General features: G+C 71.8%; 8 protein-coding genes. 7 read left to right on the top strand and 1 reads right to left on the bottom strand.

Features of this window, described 5'->3' with window-relative positions:
• The first annotated feature begins 56 nt into the window (after positions 1 to 56).
• The 7 genes from AC6CQV_RS00190 to AC6CQV_RS00160 are packed head-to-tail and all read left to right on the top strand — an operon-like array spanning position 57 to position 11430.
• A complete protein-coding gene (locus AC6CQV_RS00190; protein WP_101306986.1) occupies positions 57 to 1583 on the top strand; it encodes a sugar transferase in 1527 nt (508 codons plus the stop codon).
• Positions 1583 to 2734: a DUF1972 domain-containing protein gene (locus tag AC6CQV_RS00185; RefSeq protein WP_498259934.1), complete on the top strand. Its 1152-nt coding sequence runs from the start codon at positions 1583 to 1585 to the stop codon at positions 2732 to 2734. Before AC6CQV_RS00190 ends, AC6CQV_RS00185 begins: the two co-directional genes overlap by 1 nt.
• Positions 2731 to 3855, top strand: a complete 1125-nt coding sequence (locus AC6CQV_RS00180) for a Gfo/Idh/MocA family protein (protein ID WP_060960525.1) — start codon at positions 2731 to 2733, stop codon at positions 3853 to 3855. Before AC6CQV_RS00185 ends, AC6CQV_RS00180 begins: the two co-directional genes overlap by 4 nt.
• Positions 3852 to 4751, top strand: coding sequence for a hypothetical protein (locus AC6CQV_RS00175; RefSeq protein ID WP_219879390.1), 900 nt, complete (start codon positions 3852 to 3854; stop codon positions 4749 to 4751). Before AC6CQV_RS00180 ends, AC6CQV_RS00175 begins: the two co-directional genes overlap by 4 nt.
• 1 nt (position 4752) lies before the next feature.
• Positions 4753 to 5994 (top strand): glycosyltransferase, encoded by a 1242-nt coding sequence (locus tag AC6CQV_RS00170; protein ID WP_498259933.1) that lies wholly within the window; start codon positions 4753 to 4755, stop codon positions 5992 to 5994.
• On the top strand, positions 5991 to 6665 hold the full coding sequence (locus AC6CQV_RS00165) for a hypothetical protein (protein ID WP_191009173.1): 675 nt from the start codon (positions 5991 to 5993) through the stop codon (positions 6663 to 6665). The genes AC6CQV_RS00170 and AC6CQV_RS00165 overlap by 4 nt, the downstream gene beginning before the upstream one ends.
• 52 nt (positions 6666 to 6717) lie before the next feature.
• Positions 6718 to 11430 carry a PKD domain-containing protein gene (locus AC6CQV_RS00160; RefSeq protein WP_498259932.1) on the top strand — a complete coding sequence of 1571 codons (4713 nt, stop codon included), beginning with the start codon at positions 6718 to 6720 and terminating at the stop codon, positions 11428 to 11430.
• Positions 11431 to 11541: 111 nt separating this feature from the next.
• Here the strand turns inward: AC6CQV_RS00160 and AC6CQV_RS00155 are convergent, their stop codons facing one another.
• Positions 11542 to 14169 (bottom strand): right-handed parallel beta-helix repeat-containing protein, encoded by a 2628-nt coding sequence (locus tag AC6CQV_RS00155; protein WP_498259931.1) that lies wholly within the window; start codon positions 14167 to 14169, stop codon positions 11542 to 11544.
• Positions 14170 to 14205 lie beyond the last annotated feature (36 nt).

Raw genomic sequence — 14205 nt, 5'->3', positions numbered from 1 at the left:
CTGGGGGGCAAAATGCCGACTTTGCTGTTGCGTTCCGTCGTGGCGGTGGTCACGCGATGACCGCGATCCACGACGCCGCGAGCATCGCGCGAACGGGCTTCGCCGCACCGTTCACGACGATCACCTCGCGGGCATCGGCGACCGCCGGCCCGTCACGGGCGCTGGAGCGGCGTCACTCGTGGGAACGCCGCTACCGGTGGATCCTGCGCACGAGCGACGCCGCCGCGGTCGTGATCACCTGCGCGATCGCGACGGTCGTGTCGACAGGGGTCGCCGGCGGTCCGCTCGCCGCCGGCGACCCCGGCCTCGTCGGTCAGATCGCCCTCGTGACCGCGGCCGTGTGGCTGCTGATGCTGTCGCTGTTCGCCACGCGCGATGTGAAGCTGATCGGCTCAGGCGCCGCCGAGTACACCCGGCTGGTGCACGCGACCGGATTCGCGTTCGGGCTGCTGGCGATGCTCGACGTCGCCCTCGACGTCGACGGCATCCGCTCTCAACTGTTCGTCGCGCTCCCGCTGGGCGTCAGCGTCCTGCTCGTGGAGCGCTGGCTGTGGCGCCGCTGGCTGATCCGCCGCCGCGCGACGGGGGCCTACACCTCGCGCGCCATGGTGGTCGGCGACCGCGCCGACGTCGAGTACGTCATCCGCACGATCGCCGACCCCGGGCTGGGCTATCAGGTCGTCGGGGCCTCGCTGCGCGGCGACGAGCTCGACAGTCTCCGCGTCGACGACGCCACCTACCCGGTCCTGCGCACGCACACCGTCGCGGAGGCGGCCGCCGCCCTCGACGCCGACACGATCATCGTCGCCAGCGGCGGTGATCGCGATCCCGACGACATCAAGCACCTCGCCTGGCAGTTGGAGAACACGGCGGCCGAGCTCGTCATCTCGAGCCGCCTGTCCGACGTCGCCGGACCCCGCATGTCGCTGCGCCCGATCGAGGGCCTGCCGCTCATCCACGTCGAGATCGCCTCGTTCGCCGGTCGGGCCTATCTCGCCAAGCGCGCGCTCGACATCGTCGTGTCCGCCACGGCCCTTCTGCTCTTCGCACCGGTCGCGGCGGTCATCGCCCTCGCGATCCGGCTCGACTCGCCCGGTCCGCTGCTCTTTCCCCAGGCACGGGTCGGACGGGACGGTCACGAGTTCCGGATGATCAAATTCCGCTCGATGACCGTGGATGCCGAGGAGCGGCGCGCCGCGCTGCTCGCGGCGAACGAGGGCGCGGGCCCGCTGTTCAAGATGCACGACGACCCTCGTGTCACCCGCGTGGGCCGGATCCTGCGGAAGTACTCGCTCGACGAGGTTCCCCAGTTCTGGAACGTGCTGGTCGGCGACATGAGCGTCGTGGGTCCGCGCCCTCCCCTCCCGAGCGAAGTCGCGACGTACGACGACGACGTCCTCCGCCGGCTCTACATCAAGCCGGGTATCACCGGCCCCTGGCAGGTGGGCGGACGCAGCGACCTGAGCTGGGAGGAGAGCGTGCGCCTCGACCTGCGCTACGTCGAGAACTGGACCGTCATGACCGACCTGGTGCTCATGTGGCGGACGGTGCGCGTCATGCTCCGCCCGGACGGGGCGTACTGATGACGCGCCGCACCGTCCGCATCCTCGGCACCCACGGGGTGCCGGCCGCCTACGGCGGGTTCGAGACCGCCGCCGAGCACGTGGGGCTGTACCTGCGCGACCACGGGTGGGACGTCGTCGTCTACTGCCAGGTCGACGGGGAAGGCGAGATCGCCTCCGACCGGTGGAACGGCATCGAACGCGTCCTCATCCCCGAGCCGCGCGACGGCTGGAAGGGCACCTCGCACTTCGACCTCGTGTCCATCCGCCACGCGACGCAGCACCACCGCGACGGCGACGTCTGGCTGACGTTCGGCTACAACACGGGCGTCCTCGACGTCATGCCGCGCCTTCGCGGCATCCCGAACGTGATCAACATGGACGGCATGGAGTGGACCCGCCGCCGGTGGGGCCTCGCGAAGCAGGGCATCCTGCTGGCCAACGAACGCCTCGCGGGTCTCGTGGGCGACGTCCTGATCGGCGACCACCCCGTCATCTCGGCCTATCTCGGACGCCACTTCGGCCGCCGCCGGGTCGAGACCATCACCTACGGCGCCCCTTCGGTGACGTCGTCACCGGTCGCGCCGGTGCGCGACCTGCACCTCGAGCCCGACGCCTACGGCATCGTGGTCTGCCGTCCCATCCCCGAGAACTCCGTCCTCGAGATCGTCACCGCGTGGTCGGCGCGACGCCGCGGGATGCCGCTGGTCGTGGTGGGCCCGTACACCGACACCGATCCGTATCACGTCGCCGTCCGCGCGGCGGCATCCGACGAGGTGCGCTTCCCCGGGGCGATCTTCGACAGCGGGCGCCTGCAGGCGCTGCGCTTCCACAGCGCGCTCTACCTGCACGGGCACACCGTCGGGGGCACGAACCCGTCCCTGGTCGAGGCGATGGGCGCCGGCAACGCCGTCGTGGCCCACGACAACAGGTACAACACGTGGGTCGCGGGCCCCGGGAACGCCTATTTCCGAGGCGCGGACGATCTCGGCGACCTGCTCGACGACCTGCTCGCCGACCCGCGACGCCGACGTCGCATGGGCGAGGCGAGCCGCGCGCGCCATCGCGAGGAGTTCACCTGGGACCACATCGGTGCCCAGTACGAGCAGTCGCTGCTCACGGCGCTCGCGCGCCACGGCCATGTCACTCGACGAACGGAGGTGCTGGTGTGATCGATGTCGCTGTCGTGGGCCTCGGCAAAATGGGGCTGTCTCACCTGTCCATGATCAAGGCGCACCCGGAGGTGAACCTCGTCGGCGTGTGTGACGCGACGGGGTACCTCCTCGACGTCCTCGCCAAGTACACGGGGGTGGCGACCTTCAAGGATCTCGGCAAGATGCTCGACACGGCACAGCCCGACGCGATCATCGTGGCCACTCCCACCCACCTGCACGCGGGGATGATCCGCGAGGCGATCCGCCGCGGCATCCATGTGTTCTGCGAGAAGCCGCTCGTGATCGACCCCGACGAGGGCGCGGAGCTGACCGCGCTCGCCGAGGCGCGCGGGATCGTGACCCAGGTCGGGTACCACAACCGCTTCGTCGGGGCGTTCCGCGAGGTGCAGCGACTGCTGGAGCTCGGCGCGATCGGCACGGTGGAGACCGCGCTCGCGGAGGCGTACGGGCCGGTGGTCCTCAAACCCTCGGGTCACACGTGGCGCAGTCAGCGGGCCACGGGCGGAGGATGCCTGTACGACTACGCCGCCCACCCGCTGAACCTGCTGACCTGGTATCTCGGCGAGCCGGAGTCCGTCAGCGGAAGCCAGCTCACCAGCATCTTCTCCGCCCAGATCGACGACGCCGTCGCCGCGACCCTCCACTACCCACAGGGGACGGCGCAGATCATCGCGAACTGGTCCGACGAGTCGCAGCGCAAGATGACGACGAAGGTGACCCTCTGGGGCGAGCACGGGCGCATCTACGCCGACCGGCAGGAGATCCAGGTCTACCTGCGCGACACGGCCGAGATCCCCGAGGGCTATCGCGCCGGCTGGAACGTCCGCTACACGACCGACCTCACCGCCGCGCCCTGGTTCTACCTGCGCGGCGAGGAGTACAGCGCGCAGCTCGACGCCTTCGTGTGGCGCGTGCGTGCGCACGCCGTGCACGGTCAGAACGACTTCGGCTCGGCCGCCGCCACCGATCGCGTCATCGCCATGATCAGCGAAGACGCGACCCGCGTCGACGCGAGGCTGACGACCCCCGGACACGTCGCCACCATCACACCCCTGCCCGCTCGACGCGGCAACCCGTTCGGAACGGCGCTGCGTGCGCTGCGAGGAGGAGCACGATGACTCTGATCACACCGTCGTCCACCCGGACCATGGATCGCCTGCTGTTCGGCGACAACCAGTTCTTCGGGGTGAACCACATGTCGGAGGAGAAGGCGCGCGCCCAGCAGATGCGCTTCCAGGACACCGACGCGATCATGTCGGTGCTGGATGCCGCGTACGACGAGGGCGTCCACACGTTCATGTGCACCACCCACGACCGCATCGGGGAGATCGCCGAACGCGTGCGGACCCATCCCGACCGCTACGAGGGCATGAGCTTCTTCCCGTGCATGCCGTACGCGCACAAGTACGCGAACGCGATCACCGACGACGGCTTCCTCGGGGCCGTGCGGCGGTTCCTGCCGGAGGAGGGTCTGCTCGACAGCATCGCCCGCGGCGCGTCCTCGTTCGCCCGCAAGGACATCGAGGGCGTGGCGACGCTGCTCATCGACGCCGAGCTGAAGATGTTCGCGGGACTGTCCACCCCGGTGATCTGGCTGCAGAACGTGATCGTCGACCTGTTGTCGGGGCTCGGCTTCACGGACGCGTTCCGGATCTTCGCCGACCACGTCCGCACGCGCTACGGCGCCGAGCCAGGCTTCATCACGATGAACCTGCCGCGGGTGCTCGACGATCTCGACCGCGCCGGGGTGGAGAACCCGATCGTCTGCTCCAACATCAACAAGCTCGGCTTCCGCATGTCGGGCGGGGTGGAGAGCTATCTCGACGCGATGGAGCGACGGCCCTTCCGCGCCGTGGCGATGTCGGTCTTCGCGAGCGGGGCGATCTCTCCGCGCGAAGCCATCGAGTGGGTGACCGCGCTGCCCAACCTCGAGGCGATCGTGTTCGGCGCCTCCAGCCGCGCGAACATCGCGTCGACGGTGAGCCTCGTCGACGAGTACTGGCCCGAGCACTGACATGTCCGCCGCCGATCGCGCTCGCACCGTCCTCGTCGCCAACCCGTCCGCCGATCTGTACGGGTCGGACCGGATGATGCTCGAAGGGGTCCGCGGCCTCGTCGAGCTCGGGTGGCGCGTGGTCGTGACGAGCTCGGACGACGGCCCGCTCATCCCGCTCCTGCGCGCCGCCGGGGCCGACATCCGCTTCCTCGATGCGCCCGTCATCCGCAAGAGCGCCCTGCGTCCGCGCGGTCTCGTGCGACTGCTTCGCGACGTCGTGGCGCACGGGCCGAGGATGCGGCGCCTCATCGCCGACGTCGGCGCCGATGTGGTGCTGGTGAACACCGTGACCATCCCGTTCTGGATCCTCGCCGCCCGCCGCGCGGGCGTGCCGAGCGTCGTCCACGTGCACGAAGCCGAGTCGACGCTTCCCGCAGCCGTGCGGGCGATCCTCACCCGCCCGCTGCGGTGGGCGTCGGGCGTGATCTTCAACTCTCAGACCAGTCGGCGCGTCGCCGGCTCGGCGTGGCTGGAGCGCCGCGATCGCGCGCGCGTCGTCCCCAACGGCGTCGCCGGGCCGCCGGCACCGACCCCCGCCCGGATCCGCCTCGACGCACCGCTGCGCATCGTCTACGTCGGGCGGCTCTCGCCGCGCAAGGGCGTCGACCTCGTCGTCGACGCGGTGGCGCGGCTGCAGGGGCTCGGGCTGGCGGCCGAGCTGGAGATCGTCGGCGACGTCTTCCCGGGCTACGAGTGGTACGAGCAGAGCCTGCGCGACCGCGTCTCCGAGCTCGCCATCGGCGAGCGGGTGCGATTCGCCGGCTTCCAGCGCTCGGTGTGGGACCGCCTCTCCGCCGCCGATGTCGCCGTCGTCCCGTCGCGCGGCGCGGAGTCGTTCGGCAACGTGCTCATCGAGGCCGCGCTGTGTGCCCGCCCCGTCGTGGCGGCCGACCACACCGGCCTGCGGGAGGCGTCCGCGGACCTCGCCTCGGCGCTCCTGGTGGCCACGAACGACGTCGACGCCCTCGCGGCGGGACTGCGGCGCGTGCACGACGAATGGGATGCGCTGCGGGAGGGCGCCTGGGGGGATGCCGAGCGCGTCCGGCTGCGCCACTCCCCCGATCGGTACCACCGCGCGCTGTCCGCGGCGCTTCTCGAACGCCTCGGCGAGGAGACGGGATCGGCCGCTGCGCCGGCGCACGCACCCTCCCCGCAGGCCGGATCACGACGGCCGCGACTCACGGAGGAGCTGACACCATGACCACCGAGAGATCTGCGTCCGGGGCGCTGTCCCGCGGCATCGGCGCGACGCTGCTGGCGCTGATCGTCGCCGCCGGGGCGACGGGCTGCGCGGCCTCGTCCCGCGGCGATGCGGCATCCCCGCCCGCGGCGACGCCGGCCGCGGCGACGCCCACGACGACGCCCGAAACGGCCGCGACAGCATCGCCCGCCCCCGCGCCGCCGACGGCAGCCGCGGACGCGCCCGTCCCGAAAGCCGGCCGCGACGGCGCCCCCGCCGCTCCCGCGATCAGCGCGGCAGTCGCCTCGCCGGCCGAACAGGTGACGTACGGCGACGGCGTCGTGCTGAGGATCTCGTCCGTGACGTACGGGTCCGAGACCGCACAGGGACCGGGCGCCGCGACGGGCCGCGAGTTCGCGCGCATCTCGCTCGAGCTGACCAACGGGTCGGACGGCGAGATCGACGTGTCGTCCACCGTGGTCACGGTGCTCGACCCCTCCGGAGCCCGCCTCGTTCCCGTGTACACGACGGAGTCCGGCGCACGCGACTTCGCCGGCACGGTCGGGCCCGCAGCGATCACGACCGCCGTGTACGCCGTCGCGGCACCGGCCGATCACTCCACGCCGCTCACGATCGTCGTCGACTTCGACGCCGTCCACACCTCCGCGGTCTTCCGCGGGGCTCTCAGCTGATGTCCGTCCGTCTCGCCTGCCACGGCGTCCCGCACTCCGTCCGAGGAACATCATGATCCGCACCACTTCGCGCCGACCGCGCCTGGCCCGCCTGCTCGCCCCCGCCATCGCCGTGGCGACGATCGTCGCGGGCGCCGTCGTGGTCACCGCCGCGCCCGCCTACGCGGACGCGGCGCCTGCGGCGCCCGAGACCGCGACCGTCGACCTCCTGCCCACCTGGCAGATCAACGGCGTCGTCTGGAGTCAGGCCGTCGCCGGCAACACCGTGTACGTCACCGGCAGCTTCACCAAGGCCCGGCCCCCCGGGGTGGCCGCGGGCGGGGCGGGAGAGATCGACGCGAACAACGTGTTCGCCTTCGACATCACGACGGGCAACCCGGCCCCGAACTTCTCACACTCCTTCGACGCGCAGGGGCTGGTCGTCCGGGCCGCGCCCGACGGCAAGACGGTCTACTTCGGCGGCGACTTCACGACCGTCGACGGGCAGGCACGGGCGCACGTCGCCGCCTTCGACGTCGCGACGGGAGCGCTCACCGGCTGGGCGCCCCGCACGGACGGGCAGGTGCGCGGCTTCGCCGTGATCGGCGACACCGTGTACGCCGGCGGCAACTTCCGTTCCAGCAATGGTCAGCCGCGCACCGAGCTCGCCGCCTGGAACGCGACGACGGCCGCGCTCACGCCGTGGGCGCCGACCGCCGCCGGCAACGGGTTCGTCTGGGACATGCTGACGAGCCCCGACAACTCCCGCATCATCGTCGCCGGATCGTTCACCCTCCTCAACGGCGCCGCCGCGTTCGGCATGGGAGCCCTGGATGCCGCAACGGGCGCGGCCCTGCCGTGGGCGGCGGTCGACCGCATCCGCACCGCGGGGCTGAACGGTGCGATCTCCAGCCTCAGCACCGACGGCACGCAGGTGTACGGCACGGGCTACGCCTACGGCGCCGGCGCCTCGTTCGAGGGCACCTTCGCCGCCGATCCCTACACGGGCGCCCTGAACTGGGTGAACGACTGCCTCGGCGACACCTACTCGAGCTTCCCCCAGGGTGGCGTGCTGTACGCCGTCGGTCACCGTCACGACTGCAGCGTCGTCGGCGGGTTCCCCGACACCAACCCCCGGTCGCGGTGGATGAAGGCGACCGCCGAACCGACCTCGCCGACCGGTGTCATCACGCGCAAGGACGCCTACGGATGGGACTTCACGGGCCTGCCGTACGCCGGCCTGCTCAACTGGTACCCCGACCTGGAGTTCGGCTCCTACACCTCCGCCCAGCAGGCGGCCTGGAGCGTGACGGGCAACAGCGACTACGTGGTGCTCGCCGGCGAGTTCCCGAAGGTGGGCAGCACGGCCCAGCAGGGACTCGCCCGGTTCGGCAAGCGCACGGTGTCGCCGCACCTGAGCGGGCCCATCTACACCTCCGCGATGACACCGGCGCCGTACTCGAACGAGCGCGGCACGGTGCGCGTGCCCTTCGCGAGCGCCTGGGACCGCGACGGCGCCCCCATCACCTACGACGTCTTCCGCAGCCCGGCCACGAAGATCGCGACCTTCACTCGCACGGACAGCCGGTTCTGGTCGTTGCCGAGCCTCAGCATCACCGACACCGGACAGACGCCCGGCGCCCAGGTGCGCTACCAGGTGCGCGCGAAGGATGCCGACGGCAACGTGCAATGGAGCGCCTGGTCGCCCTGGACCACCGTCTCCGATGCGGCGACATCCGCCTATCGTTCGGCCGTGCGCAGCAGCGGCGCCTCGCACTACTGGCGTCTGGGCGAGGGCTCCGGCACGCGCCTGTACGACGACATCGGCGACATGCCCGGAACCACGACGAGCCTCACCCTCGGCACGCCCGGCGCGCTCACAGGCGACACCGACACCGCCGTGACGTCGACCGGCGGCAGCACGCCCCGGATGACGACACAGGACGTCGTCCCCAGCGATGCCGCGGTCACCGTCGAAGCCTGGGTGAACACGACCAGCACCCGGGGTGGACGCATCGTCGGCTTCGGCGACTCCGCCACGGGCACGTCGTCGTCCGGCGGCACCGACCGCGTGCTGTACCTCGATGCCTCCGGGCGTGCGAACTTCGCGATCAACGACGGCAGTTACCGCACGATCTTCAGCCGCGCCGGGGTGAACGACGGCCAGTGGCACCACATCGTGGGCACGGTCGACGGCTCCGGCATGCAGCTGTACGTCGACGGCATCCGCGCGGGCAGGTCGCAGGCCGCGACCTCACCGAAGAGCTACGCGGGCTACTGGCGCATCGGCGCCGACCAGACCGGCGGCTTCACCAACCGTCCGAACGACGCCGGCCTCGCCGGCAGCATCGACGACGTGGCCGTCTACCCGAAGGCCCTGCCGCAGAGCGACGTCCAGGCGCACTACCTCGCCAGCGGACGTTCCGCGAGCTGGAGCGCCGTCGCGACCGACGCCTACGGGGCGACGGTGTCGACCGACCGTCCCGACCTGTACTGGCGGCTCGACGAGCCCGCCGGCAGCACCACCCTGACGGATGCCGCCGCGGGCGGACCCACGGGCGCACTGGCCGGAACGGTCACCCGCTCGGTGGCCGGCATCACGGGTTCCGGCACGGCCACCACCTTCAACGGGACCAACGCGGTCGGCATCGCCCAGGAGGCGTGGGACTCGCCGCTGGCCTACAGCGCAGAGCTGTGGTTCAAGACGACGAGCACGAAGGGCGGCAAGCTGATCGGGTTCGGCAACACGTCCTCCGGTCTGAGCAGCAGCTACGACCGTCACGTCGTGATGCAGTCGAACGGACGGGTCAACTTCGGCACGTACAACGGGACGCAGACCACGATCACCAGCACCAGCGCCTACAACGACGGCCAGTGGCACCACCTCGTCGCCTCGCAGGGCGCCAGCGGGATGAAGCTGTGGATCGACACGCAGCTCGTCGCGAGCTCACCCGTGGCCACCGGCCAGGCCTACCGCGGATTCTGGCGGATCGGCGGGGACAAGACGTGGGGGAACACCTCCAGCAACTACATCGCCGCGACCCTCGACGAGGTCGCCGTCTACCCCGGCGTCCTCAGTGAGGACCGCGTGCGCGCGCACTACGCCGCCGCCGGACGAGTGCCGAGCGAGCGCGCGCCGGTCGCCGCCTTCACGCTGTCGTCGACATATCTCGGCATCGGCGTGGATGCCTCCGCCACGACGGATGCCGACGGCAACCTCGCCACCTACGCGTGGAACTTCGGCGACGGGACGTCGGCGGCCGGCCCGACGGCGACCCACACCTATGCCGCGGCCGGGACATACACGGTGACGCTGACGGCGACCGACGCGACCCTGCTGACCGGAGCACTGTCGAAAACGGTGACCGTCGCGCCGAACCAGGCGCCCACGGCATCCTTCACGCCGACGATGGACCACCTCGCCCTGACGGCCGACGCGAGCGCCTCCCGCGACACGGACGGCAGCGTCTCCTCCTACGCGTGGGACTTCGGCGACGGGTCCACCGCCACCGGGGCGACGGCGTCGCACACGTACGCCGCGCCCGGGGACTACACGGTGCGCCTCACCGTCACCGACAACGACGGGCTCACCGGGACGACGACCCGCACGGTCACCGCCAGCGCCCGTCCGAACCAGGCGCCGGTCGCCGCGTTCACCTCGACGACCGACTTCCTCGCGCTCACGGTGGACGCCACGGGCTCGTCCGATGCCGACGGCACGGTCGCCTCCTCTGCCTGGGACTTCGGCGACGGGACGACCGGCGCGGGACCGACCGCGACGCACACGTACGCCTCGGCCGGGACCTTCACGGTCGCGCTGACCGTGACCGACGACGCCGGCGCGACGGCCACGACCTCCCGCGCCGTCACGGTCGTGGCCAACCGCGCGCCGACCGCCGCGTTCACCACCACGGTCGCCGATCTGCGGGTGACCGCGGACGGCAGCGGCTCGGCCGACCCCGACGGGACGGTCGCCTCGTACGCCTGGGACTTCGGCGACGGGACCACCGGCTCGGGAGCGACCGCGACGCACGACTATGCGAGTGCCGGCACGTACACCGTCACCCTCACGGTCGCGGACGACCGCGGCATCACCGCGACGCAGAGCGCAGCGGTGACCGTCACCGCTGCGCGCGTGTGGGCGCGCGACGACTTCGAACGCACCGCGACCGGCGGGTGGGGTGCGGCCGACGTCGGCGGGACATGGGCGATCACGCCGGGGACCACGACCGCGACCTCGAAGTTCTCCGTCGCCGGCGGGGTCGGCAAGGTCACTCTGTCACCCGGCAACTCCTACACCGCCGCGCTGACCTCGGCGGCACCGTCGACGGACACCGAGGAGCGGTTCACCGTGTCGTTCAACCAGCCCGCGACCGGAGGCGGCTCCTACTTCTCGGCCATCGGACGCCAGGTCGACGCCGCGAACGACTACCGCGCCAAGGTGCGTGTGGCCTCCACCGGCGCCGTCGCGGTGTGGCTGACCCGCACGGTCGGCGGAACGGAGACGGTGCTCACCAGCCTCACGATCCCGAACACGACCGTGACGGCGGGCGACGCGCTCAGCATCCGCTTCCAGGTGACCGGTGTCAACGCCACGACCCTGAAGGCAAAGGTCTGGCGCACCGCGTCGCCGGAGCCCGCCGCGTGGACGCTCACTTCCACCGACGCGACGGCCGTGCTGCAGGCACCCGGCGTCGTCGGGATCAACAGCTACCTGTCCGCGAGCGCGACGGCGGCGCCGGTGGTCTACTCCTACGACAGTCTGTGGGCCGGCCCGGCGAAGTAGCAGCATCCGGGCGCGCACCCCGCCGCCCGCCGCCTGCCGCCCGTCATTGCGGCGGGCGGCGGGGTGGGGCGGCCGCGTGCCGGGGGCGCCGGGCCCGGGCGCGGTCGCCGATCACGGCATCCGCGCCCCGACACCGTTCGGGGCGCCCGTCCACAGCGCCGCCGCACGCGCGGGTCGCGCCTGCGCGAGGCCGTTCACCGGCACGTCGCCGAGCAGGGCGCCGTTCGCCGCGGTCACGGGACGGCCGTCGATCGCGAGCGAATGGAGATCCTGTCCGGTGGCCACGCGGTAGGCGTCCAGCGAGGTGAACACGAACGGATTCACGTTCGCCGCACCGCGGGACCACACGACGAGCCACGCGGGCTGCGGGGCGCCGGCCGGTGAGGCCGTGTTCCGCTGGAACACGTTGCCGTCCGAGCGGATGTTCAGGTCGCTTGCGGCGTACCGGTGCGAGTAGTCCTCGACGCACAGCGTGCACGTGCCGGAGCTGCCGGCGATCACGTTGTTGCCGATCGAGATGTCACGGATCAGCCAGGGCATCGTGGGGTCCGGGAAGGGGCGTCGGGGGTCGTGGCCCGGCACCGCCGGGTCGGCGGCGTCACGCGGATCCTGCACGATGTTGACGGTGCGGTTGCCGCCGACGATCGTGTTGTTCCAGATCAGGACGTCCCCGGTGTTGTTGATCTTCAGCCCGTTGCCGCCGTTTCCGACCACGAGGTCATCCACGACGTCCACCTTCTGGGTGAGCTCGATGAACGCGCCGTGGCCGAGGTTGCCGATGAGGTCGCTGGAGGCCACCGTCAGGTCGTAGACCGACTGATCGGTCCAGATCCCCGGACCGTCGTTGCGCAGGAACGCGGAGTCGGTGATGTCGACACCGCGCGACTTCGCGATCTTGATCCCGCCCGACACGGGGGCCTGGTTGAAGTGCTCGGCGTTGTTCTCGACGGCGAGCACGTCATCGACGCGCAGGCGGTCGGCGAGGTTCGCTCCGATCCCCATGAGGCCGTTTCGCGCCACCGTCACGCCGTGCAGGGTGGCATCGCTCGCCCCCACGAACACGCCCGTGGTCGCATTGTCGTACACGACGACGTTGTCGAGAACAGCCCGCGGCGCCTCGATCGTGACCGTGCCCATCATCCAGACCGAGGTGGCGTAGCGCCGGATGCCGATGTCGCGCACGATCGTGCCCTCGCCTCGCACCGACAGCGCCTTGGCCAGCACCGACGCGCGCACCTGATGCCCGTCCGGGGCGGATCCGATGTAGAGACGGCGCGCGGCGGCATCCACGTAGAACGTGCCCGGCGCGAGTGTCGCGCGGCTGCCGACCTGCGCGAGGGCGGCGCCGTCGATCCAGACCTGGTCGGGATGCGCGGCGAGCGGATGCGCGGAATTGAGCCATTGCCAGCCGCTCGCGGTGCCGTCGGCGGCGCCGCGGGTGAAGGTCGGGCTCGAGTCGAAGTCGGAGGTCCAGCCGTCCACGTACCAGGCGCCGTCGGCGTTCTTCCACCCCGTGACGAGGCGGGATCCATCGAGCCACACCTGCTCTCCCGGCGCGGACTGGATCGTCACGCCCTTTCCGGCCGGGACCGTGACGCTCTCGTTGTAGGTGCCGCCGCGCACGACGATCACGGCACCGGCCGCCGCACGGTCGACGGCGCCCTGCACGGTCGAGAGGGGCGCCGCGGCCGTGCCCGAACCGCCCGCGCGAGCGCGTGAGTCGACGAAGATCGCGCCGGCGGGCGCGGGCGGCGCGACGGTGCCGAGGGGGGCGGCCCCACGGACGCGGCGCGTGCCGGAGACGTCCCAGGCCGGTGCGCCATCCGTCGTCGCGGGGACGGCGGCGGGCGGCGCGCTCGTCGGCGTCGGGGCGGGAGCCGGCGTCGGCGTGGCGGTCTGGGTCGGCGTGGCGGTCGGGGTCTGGGTCGGCGTCGGCGTGGCGGTCGGGGTCGGCGCCGCGGTGGGGGTCGCGGGAGCGCTGGGCGTCGCGGCGGCTGCGGTCGTCGTCACGCGGTAGTCGTCGAAGACGATCGCCTGCGCGGGGGAGCTGCTGGAGAGGTAGGCCCCGACGCCCACGCCACCCGCGCCCGCCTGGCGCGACGAGCTCGCGTCGATCGCCGACACCCGCGCGACGACGCCGGCGACGCTCACGCTGGCGTCGATCGCGACCGGCGCAGTTCCGCGCACACTGGTCTGCACGGTGAGCGGTGAGCCCGCGCTGACGCGAGGGACCTGCGTCGTGCGGGCGAGCACCGTCTGCGTGCGGCCGTTCACCCGCAGCACCTCCAGCAGCGCCGCACCCTTCGCATCCACGACGACCTGCACGTGATACCGCCCGGCGGCGGTCGTGCGCGACTGCAGATTGAGATAGACGCCGCGGCCGAAGGCGGGCAGCTGCGGCACGGTGAAGACGACCGACTGCGACACGTCCTCCGCCGACACGGCGGCCGGCGATGCGGTCACCGACGTCCCCGGTACGCGCAGCGTGGCCTGGGCGGTCCCGCCCGAGACGGCGAACGCGCGCGGGTCGGAGAGCCGGTACGCGCCGCCGACCGGAGCGTCGCCCAGCCCTGCCGAGACCCGACGATCCATCGTGTCGGACACGACGAGCGCCGGGCCGGATGCCGCGGCGGGCTGCGACGCGGATGCCGCCGCGGGGACGGCCCCGAAGAGGATCGCGCTGGCGGCGACGATCGCCGTCAGCGCGCGGAGGGAGACGGCTGTCGCCGAAGAACGCATGAGGAGTCTCTTTCTCCCCAAGAGTCTGCCCGCGGC

The organism is Microbacterium sp. EG9 (genome assembly GCF_059759475.1).
Note: the sequence above shows the minus strand (reverse complement) of the source record. Positions and strands in the feature narration are given on the sequence as shown.